At 38.3% G+C, this 22741-nt stretch carries 19 protein-coding genes; 7 read left to right on the top strand and 12 right to left on the bottom strand.

Annotated features, from left to right (window positions below; genetic code table 11):
- Nucleotides 1-4 precede the first annotated feature (4 nt).
- On the bottom strand, nucleotides 5-1045 hold the full coding sequence (gene mltG, locus F0919_RS09715; RefSeq protein WP_150032548.1) for an endolytic transglycosylase MltG: 1041 nt from the start codon (nucleotides 1043-1045) through the stop codon (nucleotides 5-7).
- A gap of 305 nt (nucleotides 1046-1350) precedes the next feature.
- Here mltG and F0919_RS09710 point away from each other — a divergent pair, with 305 nt between their 5' ends.
- Nucleotides 1351-2211 carry a T9SS type A sorting domain-containing protein gene (locus F0919_RS09710; RefSeq protein WP_150032547.1) on the top strand — a complete coding sequence of 287 codons (861 nt, stop codon included), beginning with the start codon at nucleotides 1351-1353 and terminating at the stop codon, nucleotides 2209-2211.
- 68 nt (nucleotides 2212-2279) lie between these two features.
- On the opposite strand, the gene F0919_RS09705 is transcribed toward F0919_RS09710, so the two are convergent.
- Together F0919_RS09705 and F0919_RS09700 are read right to left on the bottom strand one after the other, a co-directional pair.
- A complete protein-coding gene (locus F0919_RS09705; protein WP_150032546.1) occupies nucleotides 2280-2573 on the bottom strand; it encodes a type II toxin-antitoxin system RelE/ParE family toxin in 294 nt (97 codons plus the stop codon).
- A 5-nt stretch (nucleotides 2574-2578) separates the two neighbouring features.
- On the bottom strand, nucleotides 2579-2806 hold the full coding sequence (locus F0919_RS09700; RefSeq protein WP_150032545.1) for an addiction module protein: 228 nt from the start codon (nucleotides 2804-2806) through the stop codon (nucleotides 2579-2581).
- A gap of 147 nt (nucleotides 2807-2953) precedes the next feature.
- On the opposite strand from F0919_RS09700, the gene miaB reads away from it, so the two are divergent.
- Nucleotides 2954-4390: a tRNA (N6-isopentenyl adenosine(37)-C2)-methylthiotransferase MiaB gene (miaB, locus tag F0919_RS09695; protein WP_262713950.1), complete on the top strand. Its 1437-nt coding sequence runs from the start codon at nucleotides 2954-2956 to the stop codon at nucleotides 4388-4390.
- A gap of 86 nt (nucleotides 4391-4476) precedes the next feature.
- Nucleotides 4477-5787: a sigma-54 interaction domain-containing protein gene (locus F0919_RS09690; RefSeq protein ID WP_150032544.1), complete on the top strand. Its 1311-nt coding sequence runs from the start codon at nucleotides 4477-4479 to the stop codon at nucleotides 5785-5787.
- A 330-nt stretch (nucleotides 5788-6117) separates the two neighbouring features.
- Here F0919_RS09690 and F0919_RS09685 read toward each other — a convergent pair whose 3' ends face one another.
- A complete protein-coding gene (locus F0919_RS09685; protein WP_190277336.1) occupies nucleotides 6118-7224 on the bottom strand; it encodes a T9SS type A sorting domain-containing protein in 1107 nt (368 codons plus the stop codon).
- Nucleotides 7225-7418: 194 nt separating this feature from the next.
- Here F0919_RS09685 and F0919_RS09680 point away from each other — a divergent pair, with 194 nt between their 5' ends.
- Nucleotides 7419-8258, top strand: coding sequence for a DUF2911 domain-containing protein (locus F0919_RS09680; RefSeq protein WP_150032542.1), 840 nt, complete (start codon nucleotides 7419-7421; stop codon nucleotides 8256-8258).
- 70 nt (nucleotides 8259-8328) lie between these two features.
- Here the strand turns inward: F0919_RS09680 and bshC are convergent, their stop codons facing one another.
- The 8 genes from bshC to F0919_RS09640 form a co-directional block, all read right to left on the bottom strand.
- A complete protein-coding gene (gene bshC, locus F0919_RS09675) occupies nucleotides 8329-9915 on the bottom strand; it encodes a bacillithiol biosynthesis cysteine-adding enzyme BshC (RefSeq protein WP_190277335.1) in 1587 nt (528 codons plus the stop codon).
- Between the two features lie 90 nt (nucleotides 9916-10005).
- On the bottom strand, nucleotides 10006-10410 hold the full coding sequence (locus F0919_RS09670; protein WP_150032540.1) for a hypothetical protein: 405 nt from the start codon (nucleotides 10408-10410) through the stop codon (nucleotides 10006-10008).
- A gap of 40 nt (nucleotides 10411-10450) precedes the next feature.
- A complete protein-coding gene (locus F0919_RS09665) occupies nucleotides 10451-11053 on the bottom strand; it encodes an IMPACT family protein (RefSeq protein WP_150032539.1) in 603 nt (200 codons plus the stop codon).
- Between the two features lie 49 nt (nucleotides 11054-11102).
- Nucleotides 11103-11906, bottom strand: coding sequence for a class I SAM-dependent methyltransferase (locus tag F0919_RS09660; protein WP_150032538.1), 804 nt, complete (start codon nucleotides 11904-11906; stop codon nucleotides 11103-11105).
- Complete coding sequence (gene ribD, locus F0919_RS09655; RefSeq protein WP_150032537.1) at nucleotides 11884-12930, bottom strand: bifunctional diaminohydroxyphosphoribosylaminopyrimidine deaminase/5-amino-6-(5-phosphoribosylamino)uracil reductase RibD; 1047 nt, start codon at nucleotides 12928-12930, stop codon at nucleotides 11884-11886. The genes F0919_RS09660 and ribD overlap by 23 nt, the downstream gene beginning before the upstream one ends.
- Nucleotides 12931-12978: 48 nt before the next feature.
- On the bottom strand, nucleotides 12979-13272 hold the full coding sequence (locus F0919_RS09650) for a hypothetical protein (RefSeq protein ID WP_150032536.1): 294 nt from the start codon (nucleotides 13270-13272) through the stop codon (nucleotides 12979-12981).
- A 48-nt stretch (nucleotides 13273-13320) separates the two neighbouring features.
- Nucleotides 13321-14559, bottom strand: coding sequence for an NAD(P)/FAD-dependent oxidoreductase (locus F0919_RS09645; protein WP_150032535.1), 1239 nt, complete (start codon nucleotides 14557-14559; stop codon nucleotides 13321-13323).
- 46 nt (nucleotides 14560-14605) lie between these two features.
- Nucleotides 14606-15700 carry an ArsR family transcriptional regulator gene (locus F0919_RS09640; RefSeq protein WP_150032534.1) on the bottom strand — a complete coding sequence of 365 codons (1095 nt, stop codon included), beginning with the start codon at nucleotides 15698-15700 and terminating at the stop codon, nucleotides 14606-14608.
- A 160-nt stretch (nucleotides 15701-15860) separates the two neighbouring features.
- Here F0919_RS09640 and F0919_RS09635 point away from each other — a divergent pair, with 160 nt between their 5' ends.
- From F0919_RS09635 to F0919_RS18765, 3 genes are all read left to right on the top strand, one after another.
- Complete coding sequence (locus F0919_RS09635) at nucleotides 15861-18629, top strand: carboxypeptidase-like regulatory domain-containing protein (protein WP_150032533.1); 2769 nt, start codon at nucleotides 15861-15863, stop codon at nucleotides 18627-18629.
- A gap of 384 nt (nucleotides 18630-19013) precedes the next feature.
- Nucleotides 19014-19820 (top strand): LytR/AlgR family response regulator transcription factor, encoded by an 807-nt coding sequence (locus tag F0919_RS09630; RefSeq protein WP_150032532.1) that lies wholly within the window; start codon nucleotides 19014-19016, stop codon nucleotides 19818-19820.
- A complete protein-coding gene (locus F0919_RS18765) occupies nucleotides 19801-22731 on the top strand; it encodes a sensor histidine kinase (RefSeq protein ID WP_150032531.1) in 2931 nt (976 codons plus the stop codon). The genes F0919_RS09630 and F0919_RS18765 overlap by 20 nt, the downstream gene beginning before the upstream one ends.
- Nucleotides 22732-22741 lie beyond the last annotated feature (10 nt).

Here is a 22741-nt window from a genome sequence, read left to right as displayed (position 1 = left end):
AATTTTACTTCACATTATTTTGATTGGCCCAGTCGCGATAACGCGCGGCATTTACTTCCTGCTCGGCCAGTGTAGCAGCAAAGATGCTGTAACCGGGCTTTTGCGGATCTGCCACGAAGTACAGATAATTGTGTTTTGCCGGATGCAATACCGCTTCTATTGCCGATTTATTGGGCATACAAATAGGGCTTGGTGGCAGCCCTTTGTTTTTATATGTGTTATAAGGCGATTGGATAGCAAGGTCTTTATAATAAACCCGCTGAATCTTTGTAGTAAAACCCTGCGCTTTTTTCAAAGCATAAATAACAGTCGGATCGGCATCCAGTTTCATGCCTATTTTCAGCCTGTTCAGGTATAAGCCTGCAATGCGGGGCTGCTCTTCCAATATTGCCGATTCCAGCTGAACAATGGAAGCCAGGGTTGTAACCTGCAACGGAGTCATATTCATATTTGTAGCTTCCTGCTTTTTTGCATCTGTCCAGTACTTATCATATTCCTTTTTCATCCTGTTTACAAATTGCTTTCCGGAAGTATTCCAATGAAAGTTATAAGTATCCGGGAAGTAGAAAAATATCAATTCCGTAGGATCATAGCCCTGCGCAAAGTCTGCCTGCGTCATAGCCTCCATAAGCTTTGCCGAATCGGTTTCCAGTAAGGCGCCCATTTTTCCTGCCAGTTCATATATGCTTGAATAGTTGCCTATTTTAATAGCAATTTCATCCTGCTCGCCTATCCGTAAGCGGCTGATGATGGCATTGTTCCCTTCTCCTTTATGGATGGTATAACGGCCGGGTTTTATATTGTCATGATATTTTTTTTGTCTGGAAAGCCATTCAAAGCTTGCTGCGTCTTTAAGAAAAGGGCGCAGGGAATCCATCATCTGGTCGTAATTTGAGCCTGTAGGTATATAAAGCTTACCCGCCTTTACTGTATTGGGTTGCAGCCAGTTTTTATAATAAAAATAACCGCCGCCTGTCATTGCAATAAGCAGGATAATGATAATAATGATTCCTGTTTTGTTGGTACTTTTCTTTTTCTTTTTCATATAAATGCTCAAGCCTTTTAACTACTCATAGCAAATATAGTTTCTTATAAACATTACTATTTTATTTTAGGAAATTATATAATTGCCGGAGCAGGTATTTTGTTTTCAATATTTATTTATATACCTTGTCTAAGGTTCTCAAAGAAATAATCGTCTATAGTAACAGCAGAATTTTATGGTACTTTTCTTCCCATTTAGGGTACTATAATTCTTTAATCAAAAAATGACTTATTTATTCACCAACTTAGAGCAGAGATTGCCGGTCTACCATTAACTAAAATAACATTATTAAAATCAGAAAGATTATGAAATCAAAAGTACTTTTAACAACATTAGGATTAGGATTAGGACTTATTGCATTATCCAGTTATCAAAACGGCCCGGCACATGGCGGCGCAGGCAACCGTACAGGAAGCAACGGCTCTCTCGGTTGCTCTACCGGCGGATGTCACATGGGTGACAATCCTAACCTTGCATTATCATTTCAAATTGTAGATGATGCAGGCGGTGTAACCGTAACAGACGGTAAATATACACCCGGCCATACTTATACAATTGCATTCAAAGGCGTTTATTCGGGTGCTGCAAACTACACACATCTTGGCTTTCAGGCTTCAGCCGTAAATGCTGCCAATGCAAATTCAGGAACAATAGCTAAAGATCCGGCAGTTGCTAATTCAGCAACAGCAGATGCAAGTGGCATAACCGTTGTTGAACACACGGCTCCTTTACCAAAAACAGGTAATGATTTTATTACAACTTTTAAATGGACTGCTCCTGCTGCAGGATCGGGTACTGCAAAAATTTATGCCAGAATGATGGCCAATAATCATAATGGTATACCGGGCGATGATACTCCAAATCAAATTATTGCTACATTGACCGAAAAAGCAACTACAGGCATCAATGATGTTGCAAAAAGTAATTTGTTTAAAGTTTACCCTAACCCTGCGCAAAATACACTTCGCGTACAATTGGATAAATTGACAAGCGGCAGTTATGATATCAGGATTACTTCTATTGACGGAAAATCAATGCTTACCACAAAAAGTAATTTTAATGGCGGAGAAATGAATATGGATATTTCAAATCTTGCAAATGGCGTTTACAATCTTACCGTTCAAAACAAAGATGCAAACCAGACTTTACAGTTTGTAAAAAAATAAGAATGTTCTTATAAATACAGAAAGCCCTTGTTTCTTATTTGAAACAAGGGCTTTCTGTATTTCACTTACTACTCTTTAAATTTCTTTTTAGGATTTCTGCTTGTATGAAAAACAGCGTATATAATTATGACATCTTGCAAAATTTCATAAACAATAACAAATGGGAATTTGTGAAGTAGGATTTGCCGAATCTCTCTACTAACTTTTTTGTATTGTTTTGGATTAGCCTCAATTCGTGTTATACTTTTTTCTAATTCTATTTTAAACCTATCTCCTAAGCCATTTTGTTTCTTTTCATAAAAATCATATGCAGTTTGAGCCTCTTGTAATGCTCTGTCTTCAATTATAATTTTATAGCTCATAAATATTAGCCGATAGAATCTTTAGCATCTTTCCAGGTATGTACTTTTGATTTGCCTGATAAATAATCAGCCCTTCTTGTTTCTATTTCCTCCATTTGCTCATCAGTTAATACATCTGCTGACAAGGTTTCCTCTATCTCTGCTTCTATTATGGTATAAAGTGCCTTTAGCTTTTTTGCATCCGCTACTTCTAAATAGCTATGTAATTTATTGCGTATGGTCGCTGCTGTCATCTTTTTTTGTTTCCTACAAAAATATTGTTTTTAAAATTAATGGTTTGAATGTCTTGTAAACTCAGAAAACATTGCCCGTTTCTATACAGCCATTTAGAAAAAACTGCCATTTTGTCGTTGCTTTTATTAACTTTGCAGCCTTAAAATATGAGTACCATGTTGGAATTGCAAGGCAAAGTGATACACGAAGAAAGACAAGGCGAAGCTTATGCTCCTTTTGAGTTGGATTCAAATGAATATAAAAAGAAATTTTATATTGAAAGTTATGGTTGCTCCATGAATTTCAACGATAGTGAAATTGTCGCTTCCATATTAAATAAAGAAGGTTTCGGCGCTACCAAATTCATGGAAGAAGCCAATCTGGTATTGTTGAATACCTGCTCTATCAGAGACAAAGCAGAACAAACTGTCCGCAACAGACTTAATATATTCCGTTCTTTCAAAAAAGAAAGACCTGATATGCTTATCGGCGTTTTGGGCTGTATGGCCGAACGCCTGAAAGGGAAATTATTAGAAGAAGAGAAACTGGTGGATATGGTTATCGGGCCGGATGCCTACCGTTCTCTGCCCAATCTTATTGCAGAAGCGGAAGGAGGCCAGAAAGGCGTAAATGTACTGCTGAGCCGGGAAGAAACTTATTCTGATATTGCTCCGGTAAGACTGGATTCAAATGGCGTAAGCGCTTTTGTAAGCATTATGCGTGGCTGTAATAATATGTGTACTTTCTGTGTTGTGCCTTTTACGAGAGGGCGCGAACGCAGCCGGGATGCCAAATCCATTATTGCAGAGGCACAGGATTTATTTGACAGAGGCTATAAAGAAGTAACGCTTTTAGGGCAAAACGTAGATAGTTATTATTACACCACACACGACAGCGAAGAGGAAGTAACTTTTGCCAAATTGCTTGAAATGGTGGCTCAGATAGATCCTAAGTTAAGAGTCCGTTTCAGTACTTCGCATCCTAAAGACATTACGGATGATGTCTTGTTTACTATGGCAAAATATCATAACATCTGTAAAGCAATCCACTTACCCGTTCAAAGCGGCTCCACAAGGATTTTACAGTTAATGAACCGTACCTACACGCGCGAATGGTATATGAAGAAAGTGGAGAGAATCAGGGAGATTATGCCGGAATGTGCCATTACAAGCGATATTATTACCGGTTTCTGCACAGAAACAGAGGAAGACCATCAATATACGCTGGACATGATTAATTTCGGGAAATATGATCTTTCCTATATGTATTCTTACAGCGAAAGACCCGGTACGCTTGCCCAGCGCCGCTACGCAGATGACGTACCGGAAGAAGTAAAGAAACGCAGATTGACAGAAGTGATTGATGTGCAGAGAGCATGGTCTGCAAAAAATTACGAACAGGAAATCGGTAAAACTTTTGAAGTATTGATTGAAGCAGATAGCCGCCGTAGCGATAAAGACTGGAGCGGTCGTAATACACAAGGTAAAGTGATTGTTTTCCCTAAAGGAGATTACAACTTACAGAAGGGCGATTATGTATTAGTGAAAGTGAATAAAGCCACATCAGGTACATTGATGGGTGAAATTGTGGAAGTGGTCGGATAAAACAACTACACAAACAATCTGTTTAAAATAATATTAGGAAAGAAAATAGCATTTTCAATCTTAAATCTAACATCTCAAATCTAAATATGGATTTACAAAGCATAAAAAACAGATTCGGAATTATAGGCAATGACCCTCAGCTCAACTATGCTTTGCAGGTTGCAGAACAGGTTGCCAATACCGATCTGAGCGTTTTAATATTTGGTGAAAGTGGCGTTGGTAAAGAAGTTTTCTCTCAAATTATACATAATCTTTCTTCCCGCCGTCACAATCCTTTCATTGCGGTAAACTGCGGCGCCATTCCTGAAGGAACCATTGATTCGGAATTATTCGGCCATGAAAAGGGTTCTTTTACCAGTGCAAGCGACCAACGTAAAGGTTATTTTGAAACAGTGAGCGGTGGTACTATTTTTCTGGATGAAATCGGTGAAATGCCCATCGGTACCCAAGCCCGTTTATTACGCGTTTTGGAAACCGGCGAATTTATCCGTGTAGGTTCTTCTAAAGTCCTGAAAACAAATGTTCGCGTAATAGCCGCTACCAATAAAGATTTGCTGACATTGACACAACAGGGAAAGTTCAGGGAAGATTTATATTATCGTCTGAATACGGTTCCCATAAGAGTTCCGGCCTTGCGTGAGCGGAAAGAAGACATCCCTATGCTTTTCAGGAAATTTGTCGGCGATTTCTCAGAGAAATATAAAAGCCTGCCCGTGCAGTTAGATGAGTCTGCGCGTCAGCTATTGATGACTTATGGCTGGCCTGGAAACGTGCGTGAATTAAAAAATATAGCAGAGCAAATATCTGTTTTGGCCAAAGACCGCACTGTAAATGCAAATCAGCTTTCTCAGTTTTTGCCAAACAAAGAAATGCAGAACAGGATGCCGGCCATTTCTCATCAGAATGGTATGCCTGTCCCGAGTTTTGCATCCGGAAGCAGTTCCGAACAGGGAAGCAGTACTACCGAAAGGGAAATACTCTACAAATTATTTTTTGACTTGAAAAAGGATATGAATGATTTGAAAAAGATGATGTTTGAATTAGCCCATCAGGGCGGGAACTTCACGCCTGCAACGCACAACCCTTATAGCGCAGAGCCTATACTAAGCAACTTTGAACCTGCCGCTATACCTGACAATACTTTCAACACGCCTTCTATTACCAATTATCAGGGAGCAGAGAAAAAATCAAACCCTTACGTGATACACCATTCCGGCAATGATTTGAACCACCATGAAGAAGTGGAAGAATCTTTATCGCTCATCGACCGCGAAAAAGAATTTATCATTAAGGCATTGCAGAAACATAAAGGCAAACGTAAAGATGCAGCACAGGAATTAGGTATTTCTGAAAGAACGCTTTACAGAAAAATTAAAGAATACGATATCGAAGAGTAACTAAACAAGAAGCGCAATCAATGATTGCGCTTCTTGTTTAATAGGCAATCAGGCCAAAGCTGATTCCGAAAAGCAATGACAGTATAGGATTTTATCCCATTCCATTAACTTAATTAATCTACCGATGCTGTTTGTTTTTGATTTCAGGAAACCTATGAGGTTTGGAAAACCTCATAGGTTTAATTAAACTCCTGAATTAATGGCATTGGTTTTTATAACTTTATTGTTTTTGAATTAAGCAAACGATTGATGCTACAAGTCCTGAAAGGACGACAGAGAAAAGGATAGGGTCTAAACCCTATCCTTCCATGCGATATTAATCTGTACTATTTATTGCTTCAGGATTTTGAATGTTTGTTGTTGTCCATTTAATTGCGTTTTAAGGAAATAAATACCTTTTGAAAAGGCATCAAAATTTATCAAAATATTTCTCATGCCTTCGTTCACATTCTCACCACGGACAAGGATTTTGCCTTCCTTATCTACAATCGAATAAATCAATTTACCATTGTCAATATACAGCAATAAAGGCTGATTATTTACAAGTACGTTATAAGGACAAGAAACATTGTTGCTTATAAGACTACCAGCGTACACAATACTGCTTAATGAGTTCTTACCATTTCTTTTAAAAATCCTGAGTCTGTAACAAGCATTTTGTCCCGTTTCTTCATCAGATATCTGATAATTATCTCCGTAAATATTATTACTTGCTGTTACGTTTCTTATTTCTTTAAATGTTTTTCCATCCGGGCTCTTTTCAACGGAAAAATAATTCAAATCCTTTTCCATTGCAGTCTTCCATTGAAGCAGATTACCTGTTGACGATTGTGTTACTTTAAATTCACGAAGCGTAAGGGGAAGCACTACATTTGAAGTACCGATTGAAACGTTATCCACGCGGCTTGTGCCATTCCCTGCAATAGTGCCGCCATTAGCAGCTGTACTGCCAGTAGCCAAGGCAATTCTTATATAAACATCAGCCTGATTATCTAAGACAGGAAGGAAAAAATAATGGTGAGAAGCTGACAAATAATTAGAAGCAGTTTGCGACCAGTTATCTGCAGTAACATCATAATTACTTCCTGCAACACTTGTATAATTTGTACCATCAGTAGAAACCTGTATGAAGAAGCTTTTCGGACCTGAACTACTACTTGTCTGATCAAAAGCAAAGACAATATTCGTCATGCCCGATGTGCTGGTATGGAATTGATAATATTCACCGGCAACCCAATTATTGCTTCCATAAGATTCTGCAGAGCCATTACCATCAGGATTACCGAAGGCTGCAGAGCCGCTTGCATGAAAGCAACTTGCCTGTCCCATTCCAAATTCAGCATCAATCGGCCCGGCAGATGTCGGCTGTGATGTTTCAAAAGTCCATTTGGCAGCAATCTGAGCATAACTTAAGCTTGAAATTATTAAGCAGCACATTAAGGCTGATTGCTTTTTGCAACGTGAAATAAAGCTGTAAGCCTTTGCAAAAGAGTTTAAATTTAAATTTAAGTTCATAAAAAAGTTTTTCATAGCTCAAACATAAATACATTATTTAATCTAAAAAGCATAATAAATGTTAATTTTTAATCGAATTGATATTGCTACCTTTACAATCCAAAACATTTCCTTTTATGAAAAAGATTTTTATCACATTTTTATTCGGTTTATCCTTATCTGTCAACGCTTTCAGCCAGGACATGAAACTTCCCGCGCCAAGCCCGACAACGGTAATCAAACAGGATTTCTCTACATCATCTATAGAAATCACTTACAGCCGCCCATCTATGCGCGGACGTAAAATATTCGGCGACCTGATTCCTTTCGGACAAGTATGGCGTACCGGTGCCAATGCAGCTACAAAAATCAGCTTTGGTGAAGATGTAATGCTTGCAGGCCAACCCTTAAAGGCAGGCACTTATGCTTTATATACTACTCCGGGTGAAAATAGCTGGAAAGTTATCATCAACAAAGGCATCAGCAACTGGGGCGTTTCCGGCTTCGACGAAAAAGACGATGTGATTCAGTTTGATGTTCCTGCTAAAAAAACAGCGGAAGCAGTACAATCCTTTACCATTGCTATAGATAACCTGAATGGCAATAAATGCGATTTGGTTTTAAGTTGGGAAAACACAAAAGTGACTATTCCTGTATTTGCTGATAATGATAAAAAAATCACGGAGTATCTTGAAACTTCTATCAACAGCCCTAAACGCCCGTACCAACAAGCTGCCAATTATTATCTTGAAACCAATCAGAATTTAGACAAGGCTATCGAATATACTGACAAAGCTTTGGCTGAAAATAAAGATGCCTTCTGGTTGTATTGGTTAAAAGCCCGTATCTATCAGAAACAAGGCAAGAAAACAGAAGCTATAGCTGCTGCACAAAAATCTGCAGACCTTGCTGCTTCTACACCTTACGCTGCTGAATACAAGCGTAATGCAGACACATTGAAAAAGCAAATGATGTAATTGAATCACACATTCAGTTTTATAAAACAAAACCCCGCAAATTGCGGGGTTTTGTTTTATGCTTGTTTCTTTATTTCAGTATTACAAACTGCTGGCCATAAGGTAAGGTTGCCGCCAGCAGGCTATCAAAAAAAGAAGGCCCTTTTTCCAGGTAAAAAGGCATAAAGGTATCATAGCGTTCCTGCAATGAATTATTGGGAAACAGCGTGTTTTTCAATTTGTATAATTGCGCAATTTTATCGGCCATGTTCCTTTTTTCGGCACGCAGCATTTTTTTCTCCATTACATGCATCTGATGCTTCATTCTTGTCAGAGCAGCCTCAGCGCTGCCTCTTAATGTCGCATCAATATTCGTAGCCCTTTCTTTTATCCGGTCAAAAACAGCTTGCATTTCGTTCTCCAGATTGGACAGTTCCAGATCATGAGCGGAATGCTTTTTCACAAAATATTGCACCAGTTGTTCCGTCGGTTGAAATATTTCTTCATCATTTAAGCCAAGTTTCTTCTGCAGGTTATTACTGTCATTATTTGAAATCAAAAAGGATTGCCTTAAAACAAGCGCAGGAAAGAAAACCTTATAATGCTCAAAAACACCTTTCAATTGAAGCCAGTATGCCACTTCACTGCCACCGCCAATAAAGGCTATATCAGGTAAAATGCTTTCCTGAAACAAACCTCTTAAAATTACATTAGGACTGAATCTTTCAGGATGCTGCTCTACTTCCTGCTCCAATGCTGTTTTATCAAAATGAATATTGGTATGCAGCACCTGCCAGCCTGTTGCTGTTTGTTCTATGCGCTCCCTTATATTATCTTTCAGGTAAAAAAGGTTAATCGGCCTTGAAAAGGCCTGTCCCGCATAGCTTTTGTTTAAATCCGAAGTTTGTTGATGCACTATTTCATCCGATACCGGCTGAAACAATTCCTGCTTCAGAACCGGAATAAACAACTGCTTCAACGCAACATCATCCGAATCAATCACCACAACACCGTAACTGCCCAATAATTCATTTACCAGATGCCTGGTTGCAGTTGCAATAGTATGATTAGGCGCATAAGCCTTTGCAATGATTTCTTTCAGGCGTTCCGTATTATCTCCCGGAGGGCCTAAAAGGCTTATCAATTGCTGTAACAATGGTTGCAAATCTTTTGTGTTCATCCGGCCTACAGCGCCCTTCTGTTCCGTGTTCCATCTGTATTTAACATCATTGTACCTGAATGTCCCCAATTCGTCCAAATCATTGTCTTCCGAACCGATATAAAATACCGGCACAAAATTATATGCCGGTTGAATGGATTTTAAATGCCTCGCAAGCTTTACGGTATGCAGTATTTTATAGATGAAATATAAATATCCTGTCATCAGGTTCGGCTGATGTGCGGTGCAGATAGTAAAAGTATGCGGCTCTTTTAACAGCTCTATATTATCGGAAACAGCTTCGTGAAGTGTAAAGCCATCGTATTGCTTTTGCAGCGCTTCAACTAAAACGGATCTGTTGATCGGATAGCTTTTTCTGGCTTCTATAGCTGCTTTCAGCCCTTCGTCATTTGGTTTGAAATTATAGAACGCTTCTAACTTCTTATCTCCCGCCAGATAATCAATATTGATATTGGAGAAAAAATGGGTCTTATTATGAGGCAAACAGACAGTTTCCAAGATTCGGATGTTTTATTTCAAATGCGAAAGTAATAAGAAAATGAGGGACAGCGTTTATATCAGGATTGCAAAACTCTATAACACAATTCCTTAAAAGGCTGTCAGCGTTAAATATTTATTCCGGCCCAAAGTGAGCAGGTAAATAACAATCAAAAGCACGGGAATAAAGAATAGCAACGACAGGCCTTCTCCGATAACGTCTTTAAAAAAAACATGTAATAATACAAAAGGTATTAAGGAAAACGGTAGCCATTTCGCCATCGCGCTGCTGCTCACTTTTAAGTATTGAATATCTTCTTTGTTAAGGTTGCAATGGTATGGAGCACTGCCATACCAACCCATTTTTACATGAATAGTATGTGCGCCTTCTGTCGGGAAAAAGTCTTTTGTTTCTCCGTTTGAAAGTATCCCTACCTGTTCGTTGTCAATATAGACCTTATACTTCCTGATTCTGTTCTGCCATTCACTGGGTCTTGTTATTTGTAACGTAGTCATTTCTGTTAAATTAAGTTTGAAAAGATTTTTATAACCAAATTTATTTATGCCCTTTTATTTCCAGTCCGTGTATGTCGTTTAACCGTTGCAATGTTTGTTCTTTATGGATAAGCGGAATGCCTATTTCAAAAATACAAAATAGCTGCATGTCCTGCTTATAAACAGAAACATCATTTTGCTTTAGCACCTGCATTACTTCATTCATTAAAGAATAATCAAAGTCAAGCGTCACAACGTATTCTATATTTTTTTCTGTTGTTGTTGCAGTTGATAAACATTCCGTAGTGACTGTTTTGTAAGCATTGATTAACCCCGGAACGCCCAGCAATGTTCCTCCGAAATACCGTACTACTACTACCAGGACATTTGTTAAACCTGCACTATCAATTTGCCCTAATATAGGCCTGCCCGCACTTCCCGAAGGCTCTCCGTCATCATTCGCCCTGTATTGCAGGCCATCGGTTCCCAACCTGTAAGCATAGCAATGGTGTACAGCCTTGGGATGTTCTTTTTTCAATAATTGCAGGCTCCTTTTTATATCTTCTGTGTTATTGACGGAAAAGGAACAGGCAATAAATTTGCTTCCCCTGTCTTTGAATTCAGCCTGCGTTGTGCCTGTTATTGTTTTGTAAGTTAATTGCATGTTTATTATTCGGAGCTGAACGTTGTCAACCTTTTAAAAGTTGAAAACGCTAATTACACTTCCGGCCAACGATAGAATACATCATAGGTATCTTACCACCGACATCGGAATGCTGGTATTTATCAGGTGCTATTTGCTTCAGGTTTGAAAAACAATTGTAATGAGAAAAATCATATTCCCTGAATTGTTCTATACTAATCCCATGATGGAGCAATGCGCTGAAAACTTCATCCAGACTATGATTCCAGCTTATTTCTGTATATTCAATCTGAGCATTTCTGTCAGTGTAAGTTCCTGTTGAATCTTCTACAATGGCCTCTCTGTTGAAATAACTGTATTCAATTTTTTCCAGTTGATTATCAAACATCCACATAACAGGATGAAACTCGGCAAAAACAAATTTACCACCGGGTTTTAAAAAACGTTGAATAATAGCGCCCCATTTTTCCAAATCCGGCAGCCAGCCGATAGTGCCGTAAGTCGTGAAAACTACATCGAATTGCTCATCGAGATTTTGCTCCAAGTCATATAAATCGCAACAAATGAATCTGGCATTCAGCCCTAAAGTTCTATTAAGCTCTTCTGCCTTTTCAATAGCTTTATCAGAAAGATCAACGCCCGTTACACTTGCTCCCATGCGAGCCATAGATAAAGTATCCATACCGAAATGACATTGCAGATGCAATACAGACTTACCATGTATATCACCAAGTAATGCCGATTCCGTCGTTTGTAACGAGCTGGCACCATTAAAAAACCCTTCTACATCATAAAACGAAGAGGACACATGAACGTCGGTTCTTTTGTTCCATGCATCTTTATTGATAGCCTTATAGTTTTGCGGAATATTCATTTTGATAGTGTTTTATCGTATCTGCCTGTAACCGTAATACATCCAAAAGCTTTCCGGCATTCATTTTCGGGGCTGCCGTACCATCATTTATTATGGTTGACGTGCTGATAATAAAAGCCTCATCCCAAAGGTTTGCATCCAGAAACAATTGTAATGTTTTGCTGCCGCCTTCTATAATTACCGAATTGATATGCTGTAAATGTTTAAGTACCCGCGCAGCTAATTCCTGTTCTTTATCCAACTTAATAAATGCAAGGTTTTCTCCCTTTTCATTTTTGACAAAATTAAAAACAATAGTTTGTTGTGATGTATCAAAAAGATGCAGCGTTTGAGGAAGCGATGCATTAAAATCCAGCACTACACGAACCGGATTTTTACCTTCTCCGAAACGATTGTTTAAAACCGGATTATCCAAAAGCGCTGTATTATGTCCTATTAAAATGGCATCTTCTTCGCTGCGCATTTTATGAACCCATTTCTGCGAAAATTCGTTGGATAACATGACTCTGTTTCCATGTAGCGGCGCAATATAACCGTTATCGCTTTCTGCCCATTTTAATATAACATAAGGCCTTTCTTTTTCCTGCCTGCAAAAGAATCTTCTGTTCAGCCAACGGCTTTCATGCTCTAAAACATCCATCACAACTTCAATTCCGGCTTCTTTCAATTTAGCAATGCCTTTTCCGGAAACAGCATTGAACGTATCTGTACAGCCAATAACTACTTTGGGAATATTATGCTGAATAATCAAATCTGCACATGGTGGTGTCTTTCCGTAATGGACGCAAGGTTCAAGACTTACATAAATGGTGCTCTTTCCAATAAATTGCTTGTCTCCCTCTTTTACGGAAGCGATGCAATTCACCTCTGCATGGGCTTGTCCGTATTGCCGGTGCCAGCCCTCCCCTATTATACGGTCATTATATACCAGAACCGCCCCCACCATAGGATTGGGAGAAACATTGCCCGAACCTTTTATTGCAAGTTCAAGGCAGCGTTGCATATATTCTTTATCTGAAACCATGAATGAATAAATAAAGACGCAATGAATGCGTCTTTAGTAAATTATATTTTAGCTTTTCGGGCTTTCCTGCTTTTTATATTTTCCCGGGTCTTTAGTGTATTGATCTTTACAATGCGGGCTGCAAAACCAAGTGGTATCCGTTCCTGTTACGTTCATTTCAGTCCAGTGCTCGCCTTCCATTTCCATGCCACAAACAGGATCTTTAATTTTAGCAGCTGTTGTTGTTTCTGTTGATGTAGCTTCTTCTGTAGCTGCATCTTTGTTATCGTCATTAGTACTGACTTTTACATTGCAGGATGCCATTGCAACAATCGCAATAAAACATAAACTATACTTCTTCATTTACTTTTTAATTTAAGATGCACAAAGATAGGTAATTATTCAGGCTTTCTAAGATACTTCCGTCTTTGTACTATCCAGATACTTTGCAAGCGTTCGTACAGATTTTTCATGATTTTTCACAAAAGGATTTGTCATATCCCAGACATATCCCGCAAGCACGCTGCAGATCTGTTCCTTGAATTGTTCACTCTTATTGTCAGCGAAAAATATTTTGAACAATGTACCGTCATACCAGCCATTTACATAAGTCCTGAAAACAGAAACACCATGATTTGTAGGCTCTGTATATTCTTTTTGCCAATCTACTTTTTCACCGTTCAATTGCCTGATAACAAGTTTGGCTGCGGTTTGCGCCGAAACAGTTGCAAGCGTAACGCCTGAAGAAAATATAGGGTCAAGGAACTCAGTAACATTTCCGGTTAATACAAAACCATTTCCCCAAAAGGTATCAGTAGTAGCGCTCCAGCCTTGTAATGTGCGTGGCTCGAAAATAAAATCAGCTTTTTCAAATCTTCTTTTCAGTGCGGGTTCATCAGCCAGCATAGCCCTGAACATTTGCTCCGGCTCGCCATTGTATTTATCAAAAAATGCGGGGCTTGAAACAAAACCCACAGATGTTATTCCGGTGCTGAAAGGAATGGTCCAAATCCAGCAATCATCGCTATGAACATACACCACAATCCTGTTTGGTTCTTCCTGCTCCAATCTCCGTGGATCTGTAAGATGTGCAAACATGGTTTTTCTTACAGGCTGCGAAGATGGTTTTTCCAGATTGAATAACTTTGGAATTACGCGACCATAGCCACTTCCGTCAACAATAAATCTTGCCTGTATTTCATAAGTTGCACCATTCTCTTCTTTAATAGTTGTGATGCTTGAACCATCTTCTGCTATTTTTATATCAATCACTTCCTGATTATAAGCAACGGGAATGCCTTGCTTTTCACATTCGTTTGCCAGGGTAAAATCAAAATCCGCCCTTGGCATTTGCCATGCATATTTCCAGCCATCTGTATGTTGCTTTTCGAAAGTAAAATCACAGATCTCATTGTTACGGACAAACTTGGCACCCGACTTCACCTGAAATTTTTTTTCATTTAAAGCATCCATAAAACCTGCTTCCTCCAAGGCTTCCAGGCAACGGGGCAATAAACTTTCGCCGATTACAAATCTCGGGAATTGCAATTTTTCTACAATGTTGACTTTAAAACCCGCCTTCTTAATAATTGCTGCAGCTACAGTTCCGGATGGTCCGGCACCTATAACTAAAACATCTGTTTGTATCATTACTGTTTCTATTGGTAGTTTGGATAGATAATATTGGTTCGTGTGGTTAAATAATTTTTCTTAACTCAAGAATGGTATGGCTTACACCAACCATGTCATGTTGTTGAATGACATCAAATCCTGCTTTTTCTATTAATGCGAGAAATACTTTGCTGTCATACATCTGACTGTTGCCATTGGCGATATTGGTAAAATACAATGAAGTCATTTGAAGCGAAAAGGCGGATGTGGCAAAGCGCTGGCGATCCCAAAAAGTTTCATTGATAAATATTCTCGTATTCTCATCAGAAACCGCATAACATTTTCCAAGAATGCTTACAATCTCTTCATCCGAAAAGCAATCCAGAAACTGACTCATCCAGATAGCATCGTAACCTGCGGGCAAAGACTTTGAATTATCCAGCATATTCACTTCATGATATTGAACCCTATCCTGAAAACCGGCAGCAATCATATTTTCTTCAGCCATTTCCAACTGACCTTTTAAGTCAACAATACCCATTTCAATATCAGGATTGAATTGTAAACATTCCAAAGTCCAGCGGCCTGTATTACCGCCTATATCAAGCATTTTTTTCGGCGGATTGGTAAATACAATTTCAAGCGCCTCAGGAAATGCTTTATCGGAATAAAAATGGTCAAATGAAAGCCAGCTTTCCTTTGCAGGCGATGGAAAAGAGGAAAGTCCTTCATACAAAGTATTCCAGTTTCCTAATGTTTTCAGGCCTGTAGGTTTGCCTGTTTCAATAGATTGCTCCATAGTCGGCGCACCTTCCACGCATACATCGCGCATGAAATCAAAATTGACTTTCGTCATTTCATGATTCAATAGAAAGTGTCCCGTTTTGGCTAAAAAATATTTGCCTTCTTTCCTGTAAAGCAACTGTATGCCCAAACCGGCTTCCAACAATATTCTTACGCCATATTGCGATATGTTTACTTTATTACAGATTTCTTCAATAGTAATGCCTGTCTCTCTCGCTGCTTCTATTAAATGTAAAATGCCTTTGTCACGTAAGATTTTTGAAGCTTCCCACACATAAGGCGCAAAGGCTATGAATTGCGCCCTGTCAAGTGCTTCTAATGCTGATAATTTATCCTCTTCAAATAAAGGTTTTTTAGCTGTCGTTTTTTCTGTCATGAATATCAAGTATGATCTTCCAAAAGTAAGGATTTACAATGGATAGGAATTTTACTAACAAAGAATTTGGCTTAAATGATTAATCTAAAATAACAATGTACATTTATTATGAATTTTGATAATAAATTTTATCTTTGAAACTGATCTGAATTATTTCCAAATGAAAAAAGTGCTATTCTTTTTATTACTATTTATATCAATTTACACAAATGCTCAACCCGAAAAGTACGCCCGCATCACCGGTAAAATCGTTTCTGACACAGATAGCAATAGCATTTCGAATATTAACGTCAGCATTCCTTACCTGAAAATACATACTGCTACAGACACTTCGGGCATTTTCGAGCTTGCAGAAGTGAAATACGGCAGCTATACATTAATTATAAGCAATAGCATTTCACACGATTTCATTAAAATATTGGTTGACGTACCTCTTATAAACATTGGGAATATAGATTTCAGGCAAAATCCGGATATCAATACTATTACAAGCCAGCATCCGGCTATCATTGAAGATAATAATAATTACGACGATGGCATGGAAAATCAAAGCATATCAGGAATATTAGGCGCATCACGCGATCCTTATATTTCAGCCGCAGCTTTAAATTTCGCTGCTTTCCGCTACCAGCCAAGAGGTTACAATCGCGACCAATTGGAAGTTTATCTGAATGGCCTTCAAATGAATGATGCCAAATCCGGTGCAGCCTCTTTTAGCCACTGGAGCGGCTTAAATGATATGTTTCAAAAACAAAGTACATTTTTTGGATTACAGTCTTCTGAAAGTGGCTTCGGTGGCTTATCCGGTTCTACAACTATAAATACAACAGCATCGGAGCAACGCAACCAAACAAGATTTACTTATACCGCTACAAACAGGATTTACAGAAAAAGGTTAATGATGAGCCATAGTTCAGGCCTGATGACAAATGGCTGGGCTTATGCAGTTTCATTTTCCAGACGCTGGTCCGGGGAAGGCTATGTACCCGGCACTTTTTACGATAGTTATGCTTTTTATGCAGGTATAAGCAGGAAGCTGAGTGCTGCATCTATGCTGCATTTCACGGCATTCGGCGTCCCGACGAAAAGCGGCAAGGCTGCTTCCGCCACATTAGAAGCAATGGATTTGTCAGGAACCCACTTTTATAATCCTAATTGGGGCTATCAAAACGGAGAAAAAAGAAACGCAAAAATGAATCATTATTTTCAGCCTGTCTTTATGTTGAATTACGATTATATCCCGGACCATAAAACCAAGTTTGGATTAGCTGCATCTTATCAAATAGGTTATAACGGTAACAGTGCATTAGACTGGTATAATGCACAGGATCCCCGTCCGGATTATTACAAAAGATTACCGAGCTATTATGAAAGCGATTTGCAAACTGCGAATCCCGATATCGCCGCTGCCTATAAACTCAAGTGGCTGACTGATGAAAGTTATCGCCAGATTGATTGGGATGCTTTATATGCAGCCAACAAGCTGAATTATGACGTTATAAATGGAATGAGCGGAAAACGTTCAGTTTATATGATTGGCGAAGACAGAGATGATATCAAAAAATATAGTTTCGGTGCAAACATGAGGAAAGTGATTAACGAATATATCAACCTTTCCATAGGCTTGACTGTGACAGGCCAACAGATGGATAGCTATAGAAAAATGCTGGACTTGTTAGGTGGTGATTATTATGTGAATCTCAATCAGTTTGCAGAAAGGACTTATGTTGGAAATAATTCCTTTAATCAGAATGACTTGAATAACCCCAATGGCATTGTAAAAACGGGTGATAAATATTCCTATAATTATAAAGCCACATTTACAAAGGCTTTTGCCTGGGGACAAGTATTATATTCTCAAAAGAAAATAGATTTATTTATTGCTGCAAGGCTTTGTCGGGAATCATTTCAGCGGGAAGGGCTATATAAGAACGGACTATTTGCTGATGATTCTTATGGTTTATCGCAAAAGCAAAATTTTTTCAATTATCAGTTAAAAGGTGGGCTTAGTTATAAGCTAAACGGAAGTAGTTATTTATTTGTCAATGGCGGTTTAATGACCGATCCGCCTACATTTGACAATACTTTCGTTTCGCCCAAAACGAGAAACAAAATTGCAGGCATGCCGATGGTTACAAAAATTAAAAGCATAGAATGCGGTTATATGCTTCATACACCAAGGCTTAACGGCCGTCTGACCGGATTTGCAACAGAAGTAAGCAACTCAACCGAAATCATACGTTTTTATCATGAAGATTATAACAGCTTTGTAAACTATGTTATGCAAAACGTCAGCGTACGGCATATTGGTGGTGAGTTGGCACTAAAGGCTAAGTTATCTTCATCTTTATCTGTTACAGCTGTTACTGCATGGATGCAGGTATTTTATACTTCTAATCCTCTAATAAATATTTACCGCGATAACGATACTTCAAAAAATGTGCCGCAAAGTACTGCTTATCTTAAGAACACCTATGTGGACGCAGGCCCGCAGTCTGCTTATACGATTGGCACTGATTATCGTTCACCGAAACTATGGCATGTAAGCCTGAACTGCAATTATTTAAACAGGAATTATATAAATGTCAATCCGAGCCGGAGAACAAAAGAAGCTGTTGAATTATTAACACCAGGCTCTGAACAATGGCATGCTATTGTTGATCAGGAAATGATGGGATCTGCATTTACCATAGATCTGTTTGCAGGTAAGTGTGTATTGCTGAATAAATCAATGAAATGGCTGCCCAAAAGTAGCTCCTTACTTATCAATATTGGCCTGAACAATTTATTAAATAATAAAAACATCCCCACAGCGGGTTTTGAGCAATTAAGACTTGATTCAAAAAATAATAATCCTGAACGTTTTCCTTCAAAATATATTTATGGCTACGGGAGAAACTACTTTATCAATTTGAGTCTGAAGTTTTAGGAAAAGCTACATTCATCATTTTAGAGCATATTTCACTTAGCATCGACAATCTACACAGGTGTGATTTTAAATATTTATTTTAAACATTTATTTAATTAACAAAATAATTCCATAAACTTGTACATAGATTAATGTAAATGAATTTCTTATGGGGAGACAATGCGTTAATCATCTTCGTGAATCATTACTGCGGCATTGCAAGCCCAAGTTAACCACAGCATTTTGAGGCGATGTAAGCCATTAGCCGACTGTTACCGGATTTCCGGATTATTAAAATAGCAACTTACTCCTTTAAAGGCGACGTTTTAAAAACGACAGAAGTTCTTAAACTTTCTGCCATAAGATATCTGAAAATTTAAAAAGTGAATAATTCATACGTTAAACATGCAAAACAGCAGCCGCGACAGACTGAAAGTAATAATAGTAGATGATGAACCAACAGCCTGCAACAATCTTAAAAACACATTGCTTCAACACATTGACCGCAATATAGATATATGTGCCATAGCGCATAATACGGAAGAAGCAACCTATTACATACAGCAATATAAGCCCGATGCATTATTCCTGGATATTGAAATGCCAGCCGAAAATGCTTTTCATTTTCTGGAAAGGATATACCCATTCGATTTTGAGATAGTTTTCGTTACCGCATTTGATGAATACGCAGTGAGGGCATTTAAACTGAATGCGATAGATTATATACTAAAGCCCATAAGCATTACAGAGATCAGGCAAGCAACAGATAGATTGCTTGAGAAAATTGTTTATAAAAAACTGACGGAAGAAAGAAGCACGGAATACAAAGAACTGGTTGCCCAAATGACAGGCAATTATGAACCCAAAAAGATATTTTTAAAAGAGCTGAACAATATAGTGGCAGTAGCTTTCGCAGATATTTATTTTATAGAAGCAATGGGAAGTTATTCAAAGCTCAACTTCCTGAGGGATGGCAAAGAGCAACAAATTGTAATGAGCCATTCTATAGCGGAATACGAAGACCTTCTTCCGAAAGATGTTTTTTTCAGGATACATAAGTCTTACCTGATTAATTGCCGTTACATCAAAAAGGTAACAAAGGATCATTATGTGTCTTTAGAAATAAACGATACTTATCATATTCCCGTCAGCAGAAGGCGTTATCCTTTCATGCTGGAGTTTATTAAAACCTATGAACTCAATAAAAAATAATATTGTCCGGATAGGCTGCGGCCTGCTATTCTTTATGTTGTCTCATTTACGGGCACTTGCCGGTGAATACCCGATGCTTCATTATACAAAGGATAACGGGCTTCCAAGTAATACTATATATACTGTTTACAAAGATAGCAGGGGTTTTATATGGTTTGCCACCAGTAAAGGAGTGGCGAGGTACAACGGCATATCCTTTGAAATATTTAACTCAGGTGACGGCTTACCCGATAATGAGATCTTCTCTTTTCAGGAAGATTACCGGCACCGTATATGGCTGGCTACTTATTCAGGAACATTATGTTACTATGAAAACGGCTTTTTTCATAATCCTGAGAATACACTTTTTTTAAGGGTACCCCTCAAATTAGAACATCCTCTGCGGATTAACTTAGAAAAAGACAGTACCATTACTATTTGCTATCGCAACCTGTCCTACTTCATTAACATACAAGAGGACAGCTGCAGGATATATCAAAGAGGGAAGGCAAAAGGCAAAGAAACATTGCTTATGAATATTGATAAAATATCGGATAGTGTTTATTGCGTCATAAACCGGGACGAGACCTGCCAATTAAACGTATATACCGACGCCATTATATACAGGATATTCCATCAAAAAATATTTTGCTCCACATTTCAAAATCAAAAATACTTTTTCGATACCGGGTTTATTTATAATGAAAATTACAAGAAAATATACCCCATACCTGCATCTTTACAAAAATCATCAGTAAATATACACCGGATTTATTTCGACGGAAAAAACTACCTGATTGCAACGGACGATGGCATGTATATAAACAATGAGCTTATGCTACTTAAAGGCAAACGGGTAACATCGGCAACACAAGATATAGCAGGTAATTACTGGATGTCAACAATAGGTGATGGAGTATATAACATAAACAAGGATTTCAGAAAGAACGGGGTCATAAGAAATGCCTACAAAGGTGTGGTGACATATGCCTGTGATTATAACGGGAAAGAATATTTTGCTACGAACGACAGGCAATTATATGAAGCAAAAAACGGGACCATAAAAACGATACTGGACTTTTCAAAAGGTGCAGAAAAAATCAGGAACCAGGGAAACCATATTGATTGCAGTATAAACAATAATATCCTTTATTGTTTAAGTAGTAGCGGCAATATTTTTACGTATGATATTTTGAAAGGAAGAACACAAAAATTCATTTTACCTAAAGAACAGAGAGAAGGTATAATAAGAGATAGATGGAAATCCATAATTGCCACATACGTCGGTTTAAATATTGTTTCAACCTGGTACAGCAATTTTATTCCGTATACTTCGTTTAACAATGGCCCATCTGTCCGTCAAATATTCTGTACGACTTTTTACAGCAGAATTTTTGCTGCAACATCAGATAATAAAAGTATTTTACATTCACAACGCAACGGCATTTACGCTTCTTCAGGAAGCGACGCAACCTTGCAACCGCAATATGGAAAGAGGTTGTTTGTATGGCTAAAATATTGGAATGACAAGCTTATAGGATGCACTTCAACTAACGGTTTATATGTATTCTCAACTGAAGGAAAGAATACAATAACTGATTCTTTTTTATCGGGAAAAGTACTCTGGAACAATGCCTATCCTTTATCGTCCGACAAGTTACTGCTTAGTTCAGATAAGCATTATTATATCCTGCCACTGGTAAACATCCATAAAAATACAATCCTGCCAAAGCCTGTAGAAAACCCGTTTCTACCAACTGATGCGGAATATTTCCTGAGCGATAAGAACCATTGTTATTTCTTTAAAAACGGAGATATAACCATTGTTGCCAAAGAGGATTTACTTAAAGATGTGCCGAAACCGGCAATATATTTTAATAAGGTGGTTGTGGGAGACAGCATTTTCAGGTTAAGCGACAACGATTCTACACTCATATTACCTGATAAGTATTTTGCTAAAGCGCGTATAAACTTCGATGTGCTTGCGTTTAATGCGGTTGATGTAATAAATGAATATTGCATAGCGCAGGATGGCAACAAGCCATCGGATTGGGAATTATTAACCAATAAAGAACTGAACATAGTTTTGCCCCGCTACGGCACTATTAAAATATATGCCCGCGTGAGAACACAGGGCGGAACAAGCAGCGAAGCAAAACAATTCATTATTGTTATATCAAAACCCTGGTGGGCAAGATGGTGGGGAATTGGCCTGATTGTCCTCGCCTCAATAGTTATAACAGGATTACTCTTTTACTTTTTTATACAAAGAGCCCTGAAACGCAAGGAGCGGGAACATAGCGCAGAAATCAAGGTGCTAAATGCTGAATTTAAATCGCTGAATGCCATGATGAATCCTCATTTTATTTTCAATACGTTGAATAATATCCAGGGATTCATTAATGCCGACAACAAACTGCAGGCAAATGAGTATATTCGTACTTTTTCGGACATGATACGTCAAAATATGCTGAATATATCAAAGGAGTTGGTGACGCTTGAAGAGGAGATGAAAATAGTGGAAAGCTACCTGAGATTACAGTGCTTACGATTCAGTAATATTTCCTACGATATAGACATAGACCCTGCAGCAGACCTTGACGAAATCATGATTCCGCCACTGCTGATACAGCCATTGGTAGAAAATAGCATTAAGCACGGCATATTACCACTCAACAATAAAGAAGGCCGCATAAGTATAAAAATTACCGGAAATAATGAAACAGCAAGGATTGAAATAACAGACAATGGCATAGGAATAAGCAAATCGCGAGGCAGGGAATCTTCTTTTGCTTTAGGCGCTTTAAGGAAGCGTATTGATGCCCTCAGCATCACCCACCATATAGATATATCTTTTGAAATAGGCGATTATACCGATGCTTCCCATGCAAATGGTACGCGTGTTTTATTAACCATCTCTTACCGTTCGTAAACAAAAACGA

The organism is Taibaiella lutea (assembly GCF_008629695.1).
GTDB classification, from domain to species: Bacteria; Bacteroidota; Bacteroidia; order Chitinophagales; family Chitinophagaceae; genus Taibaiella; species Taibaiella lutea.
Note: the sequence above shows the minus strand (reverse complement) of the source record. Positions and strands in the feature narration are given on the sequence as shown.

Excerpts from the sequence above, each read along its gene's own strand:
- F0919_RS09630 (WP_150032532.1), top strand. The coding sequence starts at position 19,014 with ATGCAAAACAGCAGCCGCGACAGACTGAAAGTAATAATAGTAGATGAT.
- F0919_RS09680 (WP_150032542.1), top strand. The coding sequence starts at position 7,419 with ATGAAAAAGATTTTTATCACATTTTTATTCGGTTTATCCTTATCTGTC.
- F0919_RS18765 (WP_150032531.1), top strand. The coding sequence starts at position 19,801 with ATGAACTCAATAAAAAATAATATTGTCCGGATAGGCTGCGGCCTGCTA.
- F0919_RS09640 (WP_150032534.1), bottom strand. The coding sequence starts at position 15,700 with ATGACAGAAAAAACGACAGCTAAAAAACCTTTATTTGAAGAGGATAAA.
- F0919_RS09670 (WP_150032540.1), bottom strand. The coding sequence starts at position 10,410 with ATGACTACGTTACAAATAACAAGACCCAGTGAATGGCAGAACAGAATC.
- F0919_RS09700 (WP_150032545.1), bottom strand. The coding sequence starts at position 2,806 with ATGACAGCAGCGACCATACGCAATAAATTACATAGCTATTTAGAAGTA.
- F0919_RS09705 (WP_150032546.1), bottom strand. The coding sequence starts at position 2,573 with ATGAGCTATAAAATTATAATTGAAGACAGAGCATTACAAGAGGCTCAA.
- miaB (WP_262713950.1), top strand. The coding sequence starts at position 2,954 with ATGAGTACCATGTTGGAATTGCAAGGCAAAGTGATACACGAAGAAAGA.
- F0919_RS09635 (WP_150032533.1), top strand. The coding sequence starts at position 15,861 with ATGAAAAAAGTGCTATTCTTTTTATTACTATTTATATCAATTTACACA.
- F0919_RS09685 (WP_190277336.1), bottom strand. The coding sequence starts at position 7,224 with ATGTGCTGCTTAATAATTTCAAGCTTAAGTTATGCTCAGATTGCTGCC.
- F0919_RS09690 (WP_150032544.1), top strand. The coding sequence starts at position 4,477 with ATGGATTTACAAAGCATAAAAAACAGATTCGGAATTATAGGCAATGAC.
- F0919_RS09710 (WP_150032547.1), top strand. The coding sequence starts at position 1,351 with ATGAAATCAAAAGTACTTTTAACAACATTAGGATTAGGATTAGGACTT.
- F0919_RS09645 (WP_150032535.1), bottom strand. The coding sequence starts at position 14,559 with ATGATACAAACAGATGTTTTAGTTATAGGTGCCGGACCATCCGGAACT.
- F0919_RS09660 (WP_150032538.1), bottom strand. The coding sequence starts at position 11,906 with ATGAATATTCCGCAAAACTATAAGGCTATCAATAAAGATGCATGGAAC.
- F0919_RS09650 (WP_150032536.1), bottom strand. The coding sequence starts at position 13,272 with ATGAAGAAGTATAGTTTATGTTTTATTGCGATTGTTGCAATGGCATCC.
- F0919_RS09665 (WP_150032539.1), bottom strand. The coding sequence starts at position 11,053 with ATGCAATTAACTTACAAAACAATAACAGGCACAACGCAGGCTGAATTC.
- ribD (WP_150032537.1), bottom strand. The coding sequence starts at position 12,930 with ATGGTTTCAGATAAAGAATATATGCAACGCTGCCTTGAACTTGCAATA.
- mltG (WP_150032548.1), bottom strand. The coding sequence starts at position 1,045 with ATGAAAAAGAAAAAGAAAAGTACCAACAAAACAGGAATCATTATTATC.